Raw genomic sequence first — 19,446 nt, 5'->3', positions numbered from 1 at the left:
CCGGTTCAGGGTGAGCAAGCCCTGACCGCGTTGCCCAGCGTGGCATGCGAAATGTAGCTGCTCGTCAGGATGGTGCACTCTTTGGGCGTCAGGAAAACACAGCCTTGCGCCATGAGGCCACCCACACGTTGCCCCCATTCGCTGGTCTTTTGGTCGCAGATGTCTTTGGCATTTTTGCGGGTGACCCAGCGCACTTTGGGGGGCAATTTTTGTCGCCACTCCAGCCCCAGTTCGCCGATCGCTGCCCCAAATTCGACGCAGTCTTCGATGGCTTCGGTGGGAACTTTTTGGCCTTTGATCGTCTGGATGTTGCACTGAACAGGCACATCGGTTTCTGCGGCCTGCAATGCCGTTTGCCAGCTCAACCCGCACAAAATGCCGATGCCCAAGGTCAGGCTCCGGCCTGGGCGGGTCCATCGGCGCAGCCCGGCGGGTCTGTTCAAGTCAGAGGACATAGGACAGGACCCTTTGCACCAGATGGGTTCGGTTGAAGGGTTTGAGCATGCATTCGTTCATGCCGTATTCGATGCAGCGGGCCAGCTCGTCCTTGTCGGTGTTCGCGGTCAGGGCGATGATGGGGGTGCTGCGTTGGGGCTCCGGCAGTTCGGTGCGAATCTTGCGTGACGCTTCCAGCCCGTCCATTTCGGGCATCAGCAAATCCATCAAGATCACATCAAACGAGCCGTCGCGCACTTGCTCAAAGGCTTGCAGACCCGAAACCACCTCGGTCACCACCGCCTGCGGCAGGTGCCTGCGCAATTGCAGCGATGCGATTTGGCGGTTCAAGGGGTTGTCGTCGGCGATCAGGATGCGGATGGCCTGGTCGCTGTCGAGGGGCGCTTGGGCCGCTTGCAAGGGGGCCGGGGCTTCGGTCAATTCGCAGGGCAGGTCGACAAAGAAACGGGTGCCTTGCCCCACCTGGCTGGTGAAGTGAATCTCGCCGCCCATGGCTTGCACCAAACCTTGGGTGATGGACAGCCCCAAGCCGTTGCCCCCAAAGCGGCGTGCAATCGTGTGGTCCACCTGTGAGAAGTTTTGAAACACGCGGTGTTGCTTGTCTGTCGGAATGCCCATCCCGGTGTCTCGCACCTCCAGGTGGATCAGGGCCATGCCCGCTGGCACATGGGTGCCCGTTTCTGCGGTGCAGCGCAGCTCAATGTCGCCCCGCTCGGTGAACTTGATGGCGTTGCCGAGCAAGTTCACCAGAATCTGTGTCAAGCGATGCCCATCGCCCATCACCCAGCTGGGCACTTGGCTGTCGATGGTGATTGTGTACCGCAAGGGTTTGGTTTCGGCGCGTCGCTTGAGCAACTGAAAACTGGTGTGGATGGTCTCTGTCAGGTTGAAGGGCTCTTTGACCACTTGCAGCCGTCCCGCTTCCATTTGCGAGTGGTCCAGCAGGTCGTTGATGATGGTCAGCAGATGTTCGCCCGACTTTTGGATGTCTTCGATCTTGGTGCGCACCTCGGTGCTGAGGCTTTTGTCGTGGTGGATCAGATCGGCCAACCCCAGAATGGCGTTCATGGGGGTGCGCAACTCATGGCTGACCGAGGCGACAAACAGGTCTTTTTGCTGCTGGGTGTGCTTGAGCTGTTGGTGCACGTGTCGCAAATGGCGACTTTTTTTCTGGATGCTTTGCAAACGGTGGTTGCGCACCGTGTTCATGCGGTACAGCAAAGCCACTTGCATGGCAAAAATGACCACCGCCATCATCAGGTGCCAATGAATCAGACCATGGGGCACGATTTGCATGGCGATTTCACCCCCCAGCAAGGCGTAGCCATACAGGCCCAGGATGAGCAACCAACCTACGGCAAGACCGGCTATGCGAGCCCGCTGCGTGTAGGCGATCACCGCAGGCAAGGGTGACAGCGCCAGCCAGCTGATGGTGGCCGAATAAATGCCCCCGGTCATCCAGGTGATGCAAAACGCCTCGGTCAAGGTGGCCGCTTGCAAGGCCGTGATCAGGGGGCTGAGCCTGACGCCAGCCAGCCGCAACCCACCGATGAGCACCATGCTGGCAATACCCAGCAAATTCACCACGACGCCGCCCCAAAAATCCAGGTCCCAAGCGACCATGGCAAAGGCGCTGTAGCCGATGCTCAAAATCACGAGAAAGGAAAAAAACAGCCACTCACGTGGGTTGCTGTGCGACTTGTCGACCCATTGCCGTACACCCTCTTTCCAGCCTGCTGGTGGCTGAGGTTTGTGTGCCGAGGTGCTTGAAATATTCATGAAATTGTATTTTTGAATACCTAATACTACATTAAATGTTAAATGCCATGACGTCATCGGCCAGAAATAAGACGACCGAGGGGGCGACTTGGGCCGAATGAACTTCAAAATAAGGCCTCTTTTGAGGCGGCATCGAACAACAAGGGTCAGAATGAATTGGCAAGCGTGGTGGATTTTTGTGCTCTTGACCTTTGTGGTGTCGGCCACCCCGGGGCCCAACATGCTGCTGGTGATGAGCCACGGCGCGCGTTTTGGCCTGCGCTCGGCCGTCATGACCATGGCCGGTTGCATGACCGCCTTGCTGTGCATGATGAGCATTTCGGCGGCGGGTTTGGGCGCTTTGCTGCACACCTTTCCGATGGTGTTCGATGCGCTGCGTTATCTGGGTGCGGGCTATCTGGCCTATCTGGGTTACAAGTTGTGGCGGGCAGGCTTGTCGAACCCGACGGCTCAAGCGGCCAGCGGACAGCCTCTGCCCGTGCGCAGTGGGGCTTCTTTTTATCGGCAAGGCCTGGCGGTGGCCGCCAGCAACCCCAAAGCGATGGTGTTTTCAGCGGCCTTCTTTCCGCAGTTCATCCAGCCTGAGTGGCCTGCACTGCCTCAATTTGGCATCTTGTTGGCCACGTTCACCGTGATCGAAGTCGGCTGGTACCTGATTTACGCCCTCAGCGGCCACAAACTTTCGCGGTATCTGCAGCAAGCCCATGTGCTGAAAAATTTCAACCGCGTCACAGGTGGCGTGTTTGTCGGTTTTGCGGCTTTGATGGCGACCAGCCGCTGAGTTTGTCGGTGCGCTGGCGCTCCTTGGCCGGGTTTACCCCCGACAACTGTGCGCCAAGTTGTGGATAACTGCATGAACAAGCCCTGAGACCCGCATGCCTGTTGGCTTGGCGCAGTGTGCCTCATATTTCAGCAGTGCTTGGGTTGGCGTGCGGGCGGTTTTTTTGTAGGTCTGAGCTTGAGCTCCGACATTCGTGGGCTCATCACAGGCGCATGTCGGGGCTGAAGCCGCCGACCTACAGATGTAACCCAGTTCAACCCAGCGCCTTGGCGATTTTGTGGCGCGGCACCGTCGGTTTGGGGCATTGGCCTTTGGGCAGCTCAAACCAGTGGCGCACATCGGCCTCTACGCCCACGCCGTGCATGAAGTTGTAGATGGCTTTTTTCAGGCCTTGGCCCAGCAGGTCGTGGTCCACGCCCGGGGGCATGGGCGTCGGGTCAACAAAGCCCACATCGTTTTTGGCAAAGGTGCCGTCGGGCAGGGGCAGCAGTTGCACGCCATAAGCCTCTGGGTTTTGGCCCACGGGCGAATGCACGGTGCACACAAAGCGGTGGAAAAAGCCGCTGTGGATGCAGCCGTTTTCAAACAGCTGGCGCACGTATTCGAGTGCGTCCACCGTGTCCTGCACGGTCTGCGTGGGAAAGCCGTACATCAGGTAGGCGTGCACCAGCACGCCTGCATCGGCAAAGCCTTTGGTCACTTGCGCCACCTGCTCGACCGAGACGCCTTTTTTCATGAGCTTGAGCAAACGGTCGGACGCGACTTCGAGGCCACCCGACATGGCAATACACCCGCTTTGGGCCAGCAAGTCGCACAGCTCGGGCGTGAAGGTTTTCTCAAAGCGGATGTTGCCCCACCAAGAGATCTGCACACCTCGGCGCAGCAGCTCCTCGGCCAAGGCTTTCAGGGCTTTAGGGGGCGCAGCTTCGTCCACAAAGTGAAAGCCGGTCTGGCCCGTCTCGGCCACGATCTGCTCGATGCGGTCGACCAGCGTGCTGGCTTGTGCGGTTTCGTAGCGGCTGATGTAGTCCAGGCTCACATCGCAAAAGCTGCATTTCTTCCAGTAACAACCGTGCGCCACGGTGAGCTTGTTCCAGCGCCCGTCGCTCCACAGCCGGTTCATCGGGTTGAGCATGTCGAGCAGCGACAAATACTGGTGCAGCGGCAGGCCGTCCCAGGTGGGCGTGCCCACCTCTTCAAACGGGATGTCGGGCTCAGCCAAGTTGATGTACTGCACCTGACCTGCGTCGTTGCGCACAAAGGTGCGTTGCAGGCGCTGCAGGCTGCGCTGACCTTGCAGGTGCTCGATCAGGCTCAGCAGCGGGCGCTCACCGCCGTCCAGCGTCACGAAATCCACATGGTCGAACACCCGGGCGTCTTTCAACTCGCGCAGCTCGGTGTTCACAAAACCGCCGCCCAAGCCAATGCGGATGCGCGGGTGCGAGCGCTTGATGCATTGGGCGATGCGAAACGCCGCATACACCGAGCCGGGGAAAGGCACCGACAGCAGCACCAGCTGCGGCTGGTGGCGCTCGATGGCTTGCAGGGCCAGGCGCTCCAGCGTGCTGTCGAGCAGGTTGGGCGCCTGTGCCAGCGCCTCAGCCAGCGCGTCAAAGCTGGGCTGGCTGGCGGCCAGGCGCTCGGCGTAGCGGACAAATTCAAAGCCTTCGTCCACGGCGTCGCGAAGCACATCGGCCACGTCGTTCAAATACAGCGTGGCCAGGTGCCGGGCGCGGTCGGTCTGGCCCAATGCGCCAAAAGCCCATCCAATCGGGTCGCCCGTGCGATCGTCGTCATAGGCGTCGAGTGCCGCAAAGCGTGGGCCTTCGGGCAAAAAGCCCCGGCCTGCAATGCGGTGACTCAGCGTGCTGTCGCGGCCTTGCAAAAACGCGATGACCGGGTCGATGCTGACGGCGTAATCGTTGAAATGGTCAAGGAAAAAGTTCACCGGACCCGAGCGCTCTTCAACGGGCAAGGCCAGCGCTGCGTCGCGCAAAGCGGTGAGCCCTGGTCTGTTCAGCAAGGCGAGCACGGTGGCCAGGGCCAGGTCTTCTTGCACCGCATCAAACCCCCGCGAACGCAAAAAACCCGTCAGGTAGGCCGTGGACGGGTAGGGGGTGTTCAGCTGCGTCATCGGCGGGATGAGGCTGAGCACTTTGAACGGGGTGAGGCTGGGCATCAGGCGGGCGGTTTTCGAATCAGTGGGGGGATTATCGACGGATGAGGCCCCTTCCTGCATTCGGCCGCAGGGGCGGCCTCCCACATAAGCCAAGCAGTCCGACTCCCCGTGGGAGCGAGCCCCTGCTCGCGAATGTGTGCCGAAGGCCTAGCCTTTTCAATCATTCGGCCGCAGGGTGCAGTCTTTGCAGGGGGTTAACATCGAGCAGACTCAAAGTCTTAGCTCTTTTTTCAAATGATCCCCTCGCCCGAAGCGCCCCAAGACGCTGCCGTCTCCTTGTCTGCCTTGATGGTGCAGCCCGGCGATCAAGCCCCGCTCACGCCCGCCCAGCAGCGCTTCAACGCCTTGCTGGTCCGCATCGAGCAGCTCTCAGGCCAGATCGAGCGGCTACAGGCTTGGTCAGATCGGCACCGGTATGCCCACATCCAGGCCTTGCGCGAGTCGGTGCAGCTGGTGCAGGCCCATCGCAAAAGCCTGCTGCTCTTTGTACATGAGCGCCTGCAAACGGCCGACTTCACCGACAAACAGCAGCGCATGGCGCGGGGACTGGTGCGAGGCTTGCTCGACCAATTGGCCGCCAGCGCCGACCCGCAAGTCCAGGCACTGGCCGACTTGTATGTGAGCGATGAGGACACTCAGGAAGCAGCCCAAGAGCAGGCCGAGGCGGCGCAACGTTTGCGCGAGCGCATCGAAGAAGCGCTGGGCCAGCCGATTGAAAAAGCAGGCCAATACCAAACGCCCGAAGAGATGATGCAAGCGGGCATGCGCCAGTGGCAACGCCAGCAAGAGGCCGACGAGCAGCGCAAGGCGGCCAAGCGTGCGGCCAAAAAAGCACACAAACAAGCCCAAAAGAAAAGCGCTGCGGCCGAAAAAGGCGAGGTGCCGCCCGCTGTGCTGCGCGAGGCTGATGCCAAAAGCGCCATCCGCACGGTGTTTCGGCAACTGGCCAGCGCCTTGCACCCGGACCGTGAGCCCGACGAGCAAGAGCGCCTGCGCAAAACCGCGCTGATGAGCGAGGTCAACGCCGCCTATGAAAAAAATGAGCTGAGCACCTTGCTGCGCCTGCAAATGCAGGTGACGCAGGTCAACCCGCAAAACGCCACCCGCATGGCCGATGCCCAGCTGATCGCCATGGCTTCGCTGCTCAAAGAACAGGTGGCAGCGCTGGAGGACGATCTGGACGCTTTGCAAAGCCGCTTGAGCCGGGAGCTGTGCGTGCCGGTGCGGGCCGATGTGGACGAGGCGGCGATGACGCAAGCCCTGCAGCGCATCCAGGCCGACCAACGGCACAACGCCGACAGCCTGGCGGCCGATTTGCGACGGATTCAGAACGATGCCGAACTCAAGCGCTGGCTCAAAGAGCAGTGGCAGCTGGCCAAAGCGCAGGTGCAGTCGTCCAGCGACTTTTGATTTGGGCGCGTGGTCTTTGTAGGTCGGCACCTTCAGGTCCGACATCTTCGGTGTGCTATCGCCTTTTGAAAATGTCGTTTAGCGAAAAAATCAAGGGTCGGACCGTAAAGGCGCGACCTACAGGGTTTTGTTCAAAGCCACTTTTGCATGAAGCTGGCCTGACCCGCAGCGGGGTCCAGCGCATAGGGCTCAAAGCCGAAGCCGAGGTAACTCTTTAAAGCCCGCGCATTGCCGGTCAGCACCTCCAGCGTGAGCTTGCAGCAGCCACGCGCCCGCGCATGCTGCTCGGCAGCCGCCAGCAAAGCCTGACCGACGCCCGCCCCCCGGTGGCCCGGCAGCACGGCGATGTCGTGGATGTTCATCAGGGGCCGCGCCTTGAAGGTCGAATAGCCCTCGATGCAGTTGACCAGGCCCACTGGCGCATCGTCCAGCCAGGCGATGAAGCTGGCCGCATCGGGGCGTGCGGCCAGGTCATCACACAAGCGATCTTTCACATCCTGCGCCAGTCCTTCGCCCCCGCCCATCGGGTCTTGGGCGTAGGCGTCCAGCAGCATCACCAGGGCATGGCGGTGGACAGGGTTTTGGTAATCGACGGGCAGGATGTGAAGCGGCATGGTCAGGCAGTGGCGGGGGTCATGAAGGAGCGCACATTGTCCTTCATGGCCGCCATCACATGCCCAGCCAGCTGATGCGCGGTGATGGCGGACAAGGTCCAGCCCAGGTGGCCGTGGCCGGTGTTGTAGAACACGTTGGCTTTTTTGCCTGCGCCCACGCGTGGCAGCATGTTGGGCATCATGGGGCGCAGTCCGGCCCAAGGCTCGACGCGGCGGGTGTCCACACCGGGGAAGCATTCGTTGACCCAGTTGACCAGCGGTTTGATGCGGTCGGCGCGGATGTCCAGGTCGATGCCGTTGAACTCGGCCGTACCCGCGACGCGGAAACGGTCTGCGCCCAAGCGGCTGGTCACCAGCTTGGTTTCGTCGTCGAGCAGGCTGACCTGCGGCGCAGCGGCCTGGCTGGCGGCGTCGTTCAGGCCCACGGTGATCGAGTAGCCCTTGACGGGGTAGATGTTCAGGCGGTCGCCCAATTGGGCGGCCAAGCGGCGGCCGTGCACGCCTGCGCAAATGACGATGCCGTCGAAGCTCAGGGTCTCAGTTTGGCCCGCGTGCTGCACTTGCACGGTGGCGGTTTGGCCGTTCGAGGCGACATTCAGCACCTGGTGCTCGGTCAGGATCTTCACGCCCAGGCGCTCGCAGGCCTTGGCCAGGCCGAAGGTGAACTTGTGGATGTCACCCGTGGAATCGCTCTCGGTGAAGTAGCCGCCGTAGTACTGGCCTTGCAGGGTCGGCTCGATGGCTTTCATTTCGTCGGGGGTGACGGCGCGGCGGGGCAGGCCGCCTTGGGCCAGCAGCTTGGAGACTTGGCCTGCGTGGTCAAAGCCTTTTTTGTCGCGGTAGATGTGCAGGATGCCTTCGCGCTTGTGGTCAAAGTCGATGCCTTCGGCCTTGGCCCAGGCAAAGTGGTGCTCGCGCGACTCGATGGCCAGCTTGGCCGTGGCGATGGTGTTGTCCTTGTACTTGGGAATAGCGGCCACGAACTCGGCCATCCAGCTGAGCTTGTGCCAAGTGGGGGCGGGGTTCATCAAGAGCGGCGCATCGCTCTTGAGCATCCACTTGAGGCCTTTGATGATCGTGGACGGGTGGGTCCAGACTTCGGCGTTGGAGGCCGACAACTGCCCGCCGTTGGCGTAGGACGTTTCCATGCCGGGGTAGCGGTTTTTCTCGATCAGGGTGACCTGGATGCCTTGCTGGGCCAAGGCGTAGGCGGATGTGACGCCGGTGATGCCGCCACCAATGATGACCATGTGCTTTTTCATGAAGCTTCTCTCGTTTCTGCGTCTCAAACGGATGGACACGCTTCGCACCGGATGTGCGCGGCATGACCCCCTCTGTTTGAAACCTGAGAGATTCACCTCGTGTGAGGCTTGCTCCTGCGGTGGTCCCGGGTGACGAACCCGGGTCGCTCTTCAGAGTGTGTGGCGCTTTGGGCGCCGTTTCGCATCGGTCCTTTTGCCTGAGAGTTTCCGGGGTGGTTGCTCCTTCGGCGCTGCACGAGGCTTGTTCAAGCGGTGCAGTCTCTCCCGACGCGAAGTTGGATTTTATGGTTGTTCTTGAGCTTTGTCACCCCGGGTGAAAAAATGAATTGGCCATCTCGGGCGAAGCAAATGAATTTGTCACCCCGGGCGAAGACCCGGGGTCCATCTCCTTGGCACACATGGATCCCGGCTCAAGGCCGGGATGACGAAGGGTAGGCCGGGATGACAAAGAGAAGGTTGGGATGACAAAAATCAGGCGGTCGTGCGGGTCATGCGGTCCGCGATCAGGCCGCGTAGTCGCCCACCGGGATGCAGCTGCAGAACAGGTTGCGGTCGCCGTAGAACTGTGAATCCGGTCAATGATCTGATGACTCAGTCCTTTCTGACATGACAATCAGAACTCGATGGTCACTCAGGGTTAATACCAGCTGTATCGGGAACGCATAGTCTGGAACTGCTTAGGCCTCAAAACGCATTCCTTGAACATCAAAAATCAGCCAAGAGGGTAGTGGCACATCGCTGGGCAGGGACACCTGCGGATTGGTCAAGCTGTGCAAGCTTCCCAGATGCAACCCTACGCCCTGCAAATCCCTTAAGTTATGGGTGACGATGGCTTGCGCACCACCCGACAGTGCCAAACGGAGCGCAGCGTGAACACATGGTATCAATAGTCGCTGGAATCGGTGTGACAGCATAGGTGCTATCACAAATTTTTTCCAAGCACTGGTCATGTTCAGAGTGGTGTGCGCTTGAAAGAGGCGTCCGGGTTGATCATTTTCCAGTCGCCGGGCAAACAGCTCACGGCCGACCGTCGTCCTCCTCTGTAGTAGCGATCCCCTGATCGCGAAGGCATGCGGCCACAGGGGGTGCCTCCCACAAGGCGAGGGCTGTTCATTGCAAGCCAGCTGCGGCAATTCCTGTCCATCACTCCGTTCGCTCCGAGATCACCACCGTCACGCGCTGGCCGCCCACCACGATCCAAAGCTGCAAGGGCAGTGCGCTGTCGGGCACCGCGTTGGCTTCAAAGCGCATCGCTTGACGGTCAAATTTCAGCCAGGCGGGCAGGGGGCTGCCGTTGACCTGACTGATCTGCACATCGGCGTCGGCGCCAGCCATGGACTTGACCGAATCGGGCATCTCGAAACTGAAGCCGCTGCCCACGGTGGAGGCGCCCTTGGGCAGAGAAACGGCCACCATCAAAGGCGTGTCTTGCTGGTTGGTGCTCAGCAAGTCCACAGACACGCCCGTGCCGCTGCTTGCAGTGGATGCGGTGGTTGCAGAGCTCCCTGATGGTCCATCCGAGGACATGACCAGGGCTTGTGGCGGCGTGTTGTTCAAGCTCCCGGTGCCGGGCAATGCGGCGACCTGTAGCCCCGTGATAGCTTTGCCTTGCGCGTCCTCCACATCCTTACGCGAATCACCTACGATGATGTAGCTGGGCGCAAAAACCGTTACACCCTTGGTGAACTTGTTCTCCTTGCCGTCAAGCTTGATGTTGCCTCTGGCCGTGAGTTGGGTTTTGTCCTCCACCACGATCTTCTTGCCATCGCTGCTGTCCTGGTCGATGTTGCCACCGGCGCCAACGATCAGGTCGCCGCCGGCATCGATGTTGCCCAGGGTGATGTCGTTCTCGTCCTTGAGCGTGATCTTCTCGCCGTCGACGTTGACCGTGCCCTTGAAGTCGTTGCGCGGACCGTCGAGCGTGATGTCGCCGCCGCTGAGGTCGGTGTTGCCGCCGACCACGATCTTCTTGCCATCGCTGCTGTCCTGGTCGATGTTGCCACCGGCATCAATGATCAGGTCGCCGCCGGCATCGATGTTGCCCAGGGTGATGTCGTTCTCGTCCTTGAGCGTGATCTTCTTGCCGTCGGCGTTGACCGTGCCCTTGAAGTCGTTGCTCGGGCCATCGAGCGTGATGTCGCCACCGCCGCTGAAGTCGGAGTTGCCACCGACCACGATCTTCTTGCCATCGCTGTTGTCCTGATCGATGTTGCCGGCGGCGTCAACGATCAGGTCGCCTCCGGCATTGATGTCGCCCAAGGTGATGTCGTTTTCATCGGACAGAGTGATCTTCTCGCCATCGGCGTTGACGGTGCCCTTGAAGTCGTTGCTCGGACCGTCGAGCGTGATGTCACCGCCGCTGAGGTCCGTGTTGCCACCGACCACGATCTTGTTGCCACTGCTGCTGTCCTGGTCGATGTTGCCGCCGGCATCAATGATCAGTTCGCCGCCGGCATCGATGTTGCCCAGGGTGATGTCGTTCTCGTCCTTGAGGGTGATCTTGTCGCCATCGGCATTGACCGTGCCCTGGAAGTCGTTGCCCGGGCCGTCGAGCGTGATGTCACCGCCGCTGAGGTCCGTGTTGCCACCGACCACGATCTTGTTGCCACTGCTGCTGTCCTGGTCGATGTTGCCGCCGGCATCAATGATCAGGTCGCCGCCGGCATCGATGTTGCCCAGGGTGATGTCGTTCTCGTCCTTGAGGGTGATCTTGTCGCCATCGGCATTGACCGTGCCCTGGAAGTCGTTGCCCGGGCCGTCGAGCGTGATGTCACCGCCGCTGAGGTCCGTGTTGCCACCGACCACGATCTTCTTGCCACTGCTGCTGTCCTGGTCGATGTTGCCACCGGCATCGACGATCAGGTCACCGCCGGCATTGATGTCGCCCAGGGTGATGTCGCTTTGATCGGACAGGGTGATGTTGTTGCCGGTTGCATTGACCGTACCAGTGAAGTCGTTGGCGCCGTCCAGGGTGATGTTGTCACCCGCTAGCAGGTTGGTCGGACCTTGCGTCACCGTCAGCGTACCACCGGCACCTTGGGTGATGTCACCCGATGTGGCGGTCAGGTCCAGGCTCTGAACATTGATTGTTCCGTCTACGGTCAGGTTGGTGGCTGCAGTGGCGTCCAGCTTGCCGCTGGCGTTGATGTCGCCGAGCGTCAAGGTATTGACATCCACCAGCGTCACATCGCGCCAGCTGCCGCTGTTGGCATTGGTGAACGACACGGCGCCCTGAAAGTCGTTGCTGCCATGGTTCAGCAGTGCGTCCTGACCGGTACCTGTGTGGGCGATGAACTGTGCATGACCTGCCACAGTGAGCGCCCCGGTTTGCACCACGCCACCCAGTGTGCCCGCTCCGCGTGTGGTGCTGCTCAGGTCGCCGCCAACCGTGGTGGTACCCAGGCTGGTCTTGCCTGCGCTGTTCACGGTCAGATTGCCACTGCTGCTGATGCTGACCCAGGCCAGGTCACCCGTGGCCTGGGTCAGGCTGATGTGTGAGCCCACGCCGGTCGTGCCCAGAGTCCCTGCGCTTTGGTTGAAGGCGTTGACCACAGAAACCGAACCTGCGCTAACGATGTCCCCACCTGTTTGAGCCAACCCGCCCAATGTGATGCCGCTGCTGCCGATGTTGAGCGAGCCAGCAGAAACATTGAGCGTGGCTCCGCTTCCTTGCAATGCAGTGATGAACACCGGCTGGTTAGCCTCCGCCAGACCGCTGGCCGTAGCGTTGAAGCTGACCGTTGCGCCGGCGGTAATGACCACCTCTGCAACGTTGGCCAAATCAGGCACTGCACCCGTCGCAGCCAGGTTGCTGGTGCTGGCCCAGTTGAGCGGGTTGAACCAGTCGCCCGTGGTGCCCCCCACCCAGGTGGCCGAGGCCAGCTGGGTGATGGTGCTGGAGTTGTCATCCACATAGGTGATGTCGTAGTTGCCAGTCATGTCGGCGTTGCTGGCGTCCTTGATGGTTACGCCCGAAGCCCGTACGGTTTTACCGGTGCCCTGGTTCTTGTTGGTGAAGGCTTGCGTACCCGCCGAATTGACCACATCCCCGGAGACCAGAGCCGAGGTGTCTACGGTTCCCGTTGTACCAGAGGTGCCGAGTGTGCCGTCATAGACTTTGCTCACCACATTGGCGGTGACGGTCAATGCCTTGGTTGTGATCACCTGTTGTGCATCTGCGTGCTGCGTCAGCGTGTAGTTGCCTGCATCACCACCCGTTAGGCTCAAGCCGGTGAAGGCCACAGTGTTGGCCGCGCTTACATTTTTGCTGTTGAAGTTGGCCACCGCGGTGCCGTTGAGGCTGACACTATCGCCAATATAGGCCACCCCATCGCTGCTGTTGCCGCTGCCCGCACTTTGGAAAGTTTGCAGCGCTACAGTGCCATTGACGGTAGCTGTGGTGGTGCCGTCGTAGACCTTGTTGCTCGAGCTCAGGCCGCTGATGGTCAGCGCTTTGGCGGTGATGCGGGGCGTATTGTCGTCGGCGTGTTGCGTCAGCGTGTAGTTGCCTGCATCGCCACCCGTCAGGCTCAGGCCGGTGAAAGCCACAGTATTGGCCGTAGCCACGTCTTTACTGTTGAAGTTACCCACTGCGCTGCCGCTCAGATTGACGGTATCCCCGGTATAGGCGATACCGTCCGAGCTGCTACCGGTGCCAGCGGTCTGGAAGCTTTGCAGCGCTGCAGTGCCATTGACGGTGGCTGTGGTGGTGCCGTCATACACCTTGTTGCTTGAGCTCAGGCCGCTGATGGTCAGTGCTTTGGGCGTGATGCGGGGCGCGTTGTCGTTGGCGTGCTGTGTCAGTGTGTAGTTGCCTGCATCGCCACCCGTCAGGCTCAGGCCAGTGAAAGCAACGGTGTTGGCGCTGGCCACATCCTTGCTATTGAAGTTGCCGACCGCGGTTCCAGTAACGCTGACAACATCGCCGATGTAGGCGATGCCATCCGAGCTGTTACCCGTACCGGTGACTTGGAAACTTTGCAGCGCTGCAGTGCCATTGACGGTGGCTGTGGTGGTGCCGTCATACACCTTATCGCTTGAGCTCAGACCGCTGATGGTCAGGGCTTTGGCGGTGATGTTGGCCGTGTCGGTGGCAGTGGCTGCGATCGAGTAGTTGCCTGCCTGCAAGCCAACCAGAGCGATGCCGTTGAGCGTGACCGTTTTCCCATCGGCGACATTCTTGTTGCTGAAGGCAGCGCCGGTGTTGCTCGCGCTGACGTCGTCCGCACCTACCACGCCATCGAGCGTACCGGCACTGATGATGGTGGCTGCCGTGGTGCCGTCGTAGACCTTGCTGGCCGCGTCAAAGCCCATCAGCGTCAGCGTCTTCGGGTCAATGCGACCATTGTTGCCGGTCACACTGGTGGCGCCGCCCGCAATCATGTAGTTGGCTGCATTGGTGCCGCTTAGTTGCAGGTCAGACAGGGTGTAAGTCTTGTCCGACAAGACATTGCCATTGGCATCGCGGCTCACGCTGGCCGAACTGAAGCTGCCTGTGCCGGAAACATCCACACTGTCGCCGCTCACCAGACCCGATTCGGTCACGCCGTTCACGGCGCCCAGGCCAATGGTCACACCGGTCATGTCGGTGGTGCCGTCATAGGTCTTGCTCACGCCGTTCGATGCCGTGACCATCACCTGCCGTTTGGCAATTGACGCGGTGGTTCCGGTCTGGCTGGTGATGATGTAGTTGCCTGCGTCTATACCGCTGTAGCTGCTGGTGATGCTGACAGCCTTGCCGAGGCCAGCATTGACATCACCGAACGCGCCGCTGGCAGTGAGCCGCACCGTGTTGGCATCTTCCACACCGAAGGTGTCACTGACCATCAGACCGGTCGCCGTGAGGCCCGCTGTGTTGAGCAATGCAGTGGCGTCATTGTTGTAGGTCTTGTCCACCCCCACGATGCCTGAAATCACCAGCGATGCAGGCGTGATTTTGGCGGCTGTGGCAGTGCCGGTGGCCACCACAGTGTAGTTGCCATCGTCGTCAGATCCTGTAAGGCTGGCGCTGGCAATGCTGATGTTCTTATCTGTCACCACCCCTGCAACCCGGTAGACGTCTTTTGCAGCCTCAGAGTTCATGCTCGCAAAGTTCGCCTGGTAGGCAAGGGTCAGCTTGTCGCCCGCCACACGGTCATCGCTCGTGATGACCTTTGCCGTGCTGTTGCCGTCATAGACCTTGTTCACACCGGTGTAGGTAACGTTCAGCGTGCGCTTGCCTATGGCACCTGTGCCAGTCAACGTGCTGGTGGCAGTGGTGCCGTCCCACAGGTAGTAGTTGCCGGCATCTGTACCACCCAGCGTGATGCCGGTGACGGTGTAAGCCTTGCTTGTGCTCGCGTTTTTGTCGACGTCGTAGGTGCCTGTACCGCTGGCATTGACCACGTCATTGTTGGTGCCCGTCTCGATGCCAGTCAGGCCGAGGGTGAGGCCAACCATGGCACGGGTGCCGTCGTAGGTCTTGGCGGCCCCTGCTGTGACGCTGGTAGTAAGCGCTTTTGGCGTGACCGTGTGGTTGCCGACGACGGTCACCACGTTTGAGAAGTTGGGGCTGGTCTCGGTGACAAGTCCATCGGCGCCGAGCTGGTAGTTGCCGGCCTTGAGCTTGCCGGCGGTGCTCAATGCAGCAGCTGTTGGCGCCAGGTTGAATTGCGCCGTCTGACCGCCCATGTCGGTCAGGGTGATCTTGTTGCCGACCACGGCAGACGTCACCGACACCTCGCGGCTGTACTGCAGGTTCAGCTCATCACTGGCTGCATAGCCGCTGCCCGCCGAGACCACACTCAAGGTGGCAATGCTGCCGTTGCCCGTGATGCTGTCCACGCGCAGGCGAGCGCCCGTGCCTGTGGCGCTGATGACGTTCACCTCATCGCCCACCACAAACTTGTCTGCGGCGTCGGTGACCTGCACGCCCGTAATCTCGCCCGACGCCCCGACCGAGCTGACGCTAGCCTTGGCTGCACCGGTCTGGCCAAAATACTTGGCGCTGCTTACGGCATACGAGGCAGCAGTGCCGTAAACGGTGCTGACAGGCGCCATTCGCACCAGCAATTGGTCGGCCGGCACGATGGCGTAGCTGCCCTTGACGTAATTAAAGCTGTAGTTTTTGGCCGTTGCACCACCAGGGACAAGTGCGTCCGTATAGACGTCCGCCAGTTCTGCACCGCTCGCGCCCAGCGTGCGTGTGCCGCCACCACTGACCGGGAGGGCATTGGTCCGGTCCACGGAGACTGTCGGTGTGGTGTCCAGTGCCGACGCAGTTTGCCCAGCCACGAAGCCTGCATAGCTGACCGAGAACGTCGGGTCGGACGTCGAGACAAACTTGGCATCGTTGTTGGCGTACACCGTCAGCGGCGCCGGGTGGATGGTGCCGCTGCCTGGGGTCCAGCTCAGGTTGTAGTTGCCGGCATCGGCGCCGGCCAGTGCGATGGTGCCCTGGTTGATGGCCTGTGTGGTGACGGTACCAGTGATGGCGTCTCCTGAACGCGCCACATCTGCGCTGGCAAACACCGCGCTGCCGGTCAGGGTGACCGTATCCGTACCCAAAATCCCGCCCAGACTACCTACCGCCGGTGCCGGCGTCGAGGTGCCGTCCAGCACCAGGCTGGCGGTACTGCTCGTGCCGTCATAGGTTTTGCTCACCCCGGTGGCACCAGCGAGCGTCAGCGTGGCTTTGGTGATGTCAGCTATGGTGCTGGTCTGGTCCGTCACGCTGTAGTTGCCCAACGCAGCGCCGCCTTTGGTGTAGCTCAGCGTCACTGTCTTGCCGGTGCCCACGTGTTTGCTGTCAAACTTGCCCGTGATGTTGGTGACGGTCACCGCTCCCGCGTCCTCAGCGATCAGCCCCCCCAGGCTCAACTTACTGCCATCGGCCGTGGCCGTGTCGGTCGCGTCATAGGCCCTGCTGGCAGCGGTAATACCCGAGATCGTCAAAGGTGCCTGTTTGATTGTCGCCGTCGTGGTTTGACTGCCAATGCTGTAGTTGGCCGCATCGGTTCCGGTCAGGCTCAGGCCACTGACGGTCACCGTTTTATTGGCACCTGCGTTGTAATCGCTGAACGTGCTGCTCGCGCCACTGGTCACCAGTGTCACGGCGTCTGTGACCTGGCTCCCAGCCACGGTGCCGCTGACCACACCCGAGAGGGCACCGTAGCTGGCAATCGATGCCGCGGTTTCACGGTTATAGGTTTTGTCCGACGCCCGCAGACCTGTGAGCATCAACGATTTCTGCCCGACAGTCAGTGCGCCATAGGCCACCGTCACGTTGTAACCCAGCCCTGCCAAGCCGGTCTCGGTCAGCGTGTAACTGCCCACCCGGATGTTGCCGCTGCTCGCGTTCAGGCGACCGGTGACGCTGTAGGTCGCGTTGTCTCCGTTGACCGCACCGCTCACGCTGCCGGTCAGGATGGGAATGGCATCGCCGTAGGTCATGGACTTGTTGGCGACCGTCACAGTGGCGCTGGGCTGTTCCCGGTAAATCACGTTGATCCCGGCCCCCAATGCGGTCAACCCGGCTGTGGCGAAATCGGTCGTTTCGTCAGCGTTGTATCGGAAATAGCCCGGCGTCAAACTGCTCAGCTGTGACAACCGCTGGTTGTCGCTGGTGATGCCCCCGGTGTAGAGCCTGCCAATGCCACCCGCCCCCACCGAAATCGTAGGGGTGTAGCTTGTCGTGCTGCTGATCAAAATATTCGATAACAGATCAGCCCCCACCGAGCTGCCGATGCTGGCGTTCAAGGTCAGCGCATTGGCGCTGGCATTGGTGGTGGCCACGTTCTGCGATACGCGCAGCGAGCCAATCTGGGTACCGATGTTCACCACGCCGGTGGCCGACACGCCACTTGTACTGGCCACAGTAGAAATATCCAACCCGCCGTAATCCAGAAATGTCAGGCCACTGACACCACTCGCAGCCAGGTTGTAAACGTCGTTGTTCGCGCTGTTGTCCAGCGTCACGCTGCCACCGAGCAGGAGCAAACTGCCCGTTCTCTCGCCGAGGGTGGTTTGGCTGCCTGCTTGCACATAACCGCTGGGGCCGTCGGTCACGTTGCCAGAGCCCTTGAGGGTGATCACTGCATTGGCGCTGGTCACCAGGCCCGCGTTGATGTTGATGTTGCCGCCGTAAACGGTGATCGGCCCATTGATACTGGTGACGCTGCCTAGGGTGACGGCCGCGTCGGCCGTGCCGTCTGCGCTGGAGGCTTTGCCAATGCTCAGGCTCGAAAGGGTGCTGGCCAGGGTCAGATTGGTGGTGTCCAGCGTGCCGACAAAGTCATTGCCATCAGGCTGCAGCGTGACGGCGCCGCTGGTGTTGATCTGTGTGCCATAACTTTCATTGGCTACGAATGTAGCGGCGTCGGCCTCGATGGTGATGTTGGACGAACTCGCCGTAGAGGAACCCGACAAGACGGTGCTGCCATCAGAACCGATCACGACGTGGCCTGTCGAACTGGGCCGCAAATAGAAGCCGGTGTAAGTACCCGTCAATCCTGCCGGTTTCTGGTCGCGGATGCGGATCGCGCCGCTGGCTGACAGGATCTTGATCGCCTGTCCGTCCACCACCACGCCGCGGGCATTGGCAGACGCTTTGCTCCCAGTACCTGTCAGGGTGATGGCGCCGGTTTGGCTCTGGATCAAAGTGCCCGCAACCAGATTGATACCGTAATCCGATGCAATGCCAGTGGTGTTGGTGGCATCGCCCGTGATGGTGATGGTGCCACTGCCACTGGTTTTGATGTCGGAGCCGGCCAGCCAGATCGCAAAGTCGTTCATGTTGCTGCCGCCTATAACCCCGGTGGCACCGAAACTTCCCGACAAACTGATGTTGCCACCGCCTGCGTTGATGACGGCGCGGCTTCCCGTAGTGGCACCCAGGCTGATGGCGGTATCCTCGCCTGAAGTGAAAGCCCCACCACTTGCCGAGTAAACGATGTGCGCACCACTGGTGCTGACCTGGATACCGGCACCTTGCGTGATGCGTTGACCATTCAAGTCGATGCCATTACCACTGGTGGCCGTGCTGGTCAGGTCAGCGCTGAGCGTGACCAAACCACCATAGACCGCGATCGGTCCGCCAATGCTGATGGCGCTACCGATGGTCATGCCAGCGGTGTTGCCATTTTTTCCGAGGGTCAGTCCACTTAAGGTGGTGGCATAGCTGTAGCGGTTCGAGTTCAGGGCGCTGCTGAAGCTGGTATCGGGCTGGATGGTGACTGATCCGGTGCCTGAAAAACCGCTCGTCGTGGGCACCGCGTTGTTGGTGAAGACGAGGCTGCCGCCTGACACCGTGGTTGCACCGGTATAGCTTTGTGAACCGGTCAAGACCAAGGTACCCGCGCCCGATTTGGTGAGGCTGCCTGCGCCAGCCAAACGCGCCGAAACGGTCGCCGTGCCCGCGCTTTGATGGATAAGGTAGCTGCTGCCTGTCAAGGTGCCGGTGCCGGTGATGCTTCCATCCGTCACGGCCACTGCGCCCACGGTATCGCTAAAGCCCCCTATGGCCAGAGTGCCCCCCGAGACGTTAATTGAACCCGTGTCGGCAAGTGCGTTGCTGGCGCCCAGCGCAAGCGTGCCCGCATTCACAAACGTGCCCCCAGTGTAGGTATTACCGGCGCCCAAGGTGAAAGTGCCTGTGCCCTCTTTGGTCAACGAGCCCGTGCCGCTCATGGCCAACGAGACTTTGGCCCCTGTATTGCCATCAACCCTTAAAAAGCGACTGTTGGAATTGTTTTCAACCTTGAAATTGCCCGTCACGTTGAACGTGGGATTGATTAATTCGCCAGTTGTTGTTGTGACTTGTCTGGTAAATGTCTGTAGTTCTTCAACACTCGTTTTGTAGGTTCCATAGTCGCCCCTGCAAAACCCCTGCAACCCGCATGAATGCTTGTGATCTGGGGTGAATCCGGATGGTCAGAACTCTCAAATAGTTATTCAATGGAGGCTGTTTTCTGGGAGTTTTTGAAAGCA

General features: G+C 60.6%; 8 protein-coding genes and 2 riboswitches. Of the genes, 2 read left to right on the top strand and 6 right to left on the bottom strand.

Annotated features, from left to right (window positions below; genetic code table 11):
* Positions 1-5: 5 nt before the first annotated feature.
* Both ACZ5RT_RS11660 and ACZ5RT_RS11655 read right to left on the bottom strand, forming a co-directional pair.
* Positions 6-455 (bottom strand): hypothetical protein, encoded by a 450-nt coding sequence (locus ACZ5RT_RS11660; RefSeq protein ID WP_422172184.1) that lies wholly within the window; start codon positions 453-455, stop codon positions 6-8.
* A complete protein-coding gene (locus ACZ5RT_RS11655) occupies positions 445-2,235 on the bottom strand; it encodes an ATP-binding protein (protein WP_464452561.1) in 1,791 nt (596 codons plus the stop codon). The genes ACZ5RT_RS11660 and ACZ5RT_RS11655 overlap by 11 nt, the downstream gene beginning before the upstream one ends.
* Before the next feature lie 151 nt (positions 2,236-2,386).
* On the opposite strand from ACZ5RT_RS11655, the gene ACZ5RT_RS11650 reads away from it, so the two are divergent.
* The gene (locus ACZ5RT_RS11650; protein ID WP_422172188.1) at positions 2,387-3,016 is read left to right on the top strand and encodes a LysE family translocator; all 630 of its coding nucleotides are present in this window, start codon (positions 2,387-2,389) and stop codon (positions 3,014-3,016) included.
* A 253-nt stretch (positions 3,017-3,269) separates the two neighbouring features.
* Here ACZ5RT_RS11650 and ACZ5RT_RS11645 read toward each other — a convergent pair whose 3' ends face one another.
* A complete protein-coding gene (locus ACZ5RT_RS11645; RefSeq protein WP_464452560.1) occupies positions 3,270-5,195 on the bottom strand; it encodes a B12-binding domain-containing radical SAM protein in 1,926 nt (641 codons plus the stop codon).
* 234 nt (positions 5,196-5,429) lie between these two features.
* Here ACZ5RT_RS11645 and ACZ5RT_RS11640 point away from each other — a divergent pair, with 234 nt between their 5' ends.
* Positions 5,430-6,605 (top strand): J domain-containing protein, encoded by a 1,176-nt coding sequence (locus ACZ5RT_RS11640; protein WP_464452559.1) that lies wholly within the window; start codon positions 5,430-5,432, stop codon positions 6,603-6,605.
* Positions 6,606-6,736: 131 nt separating this feature from the next.
* Here ACZ5RT_RS11640 and ACZ5RT_RS11635 read toward each other — a convergent pair whose 3' ends face one another.
* From ACZ5RT_RS11635 to ACZ5RT_RS11625, 3 genes are all read right to left on the bottom strand, one after another.
* Positions 6,737-7,219: a GNAT family N-acetyltransferase gene (locus tag ACZ5RT_RS11635; RefSeq protein ID WP_464452558.1), complete on the bottom strand. Its 483-nt coding sequence runs from the start codon at positions 7,217-7,219 to the stop codon at positions 6,737-6,739.
* A gap of 2 nt (positions 7,220-7,221) precedes the next feature.
* Positions 7,222-8,481 (bottom strand): D-amino acid dehydrogenase, encoded by a 1,260-nt coding sequence (locus tag ACZ5RT_RS11630; RefSeq protein WP_464452557.1) that lies wholly within the window; start codon positions 8,479-8,481, stop codon positions 7,222-7,224.
* 62 nt (positions 8,482-8,543) lie between these two features.
* A riboswitch (glycine riboswitch) is annotated at positions 8,544-8,645 on the bottom strand.
* 11 nt (positions 8,646-8,656) lie between these two features.
* Positions 8,657-8,758, bottom strand: a riboswitch (glycine riboswitch).
* A gap of 866 nt (positions 8,759-9,624) precedes the next feature.
* Positions 9,625-19,233: a YDG domain-containing protein gene (locus ACZ5RT_RS11625; RefSeq protein ID WP_464452556.1), complete on the bottom strand. Its 9,609-nt coding sequence runs from the start codon at positions 19,231-19,233 to the stop codon at positions 9,625-9,627.
* Positions 19,234-19,446: the final 213 nt, after the last annotated feature.

This window comes from Limnohabitans sp. TEGF003 (assembly GCF_055395455.1).
Note: the sequence above shows the minus strand (reverse complement) of the source record. Positions and strands in the feature narration are given on the sequence as shown.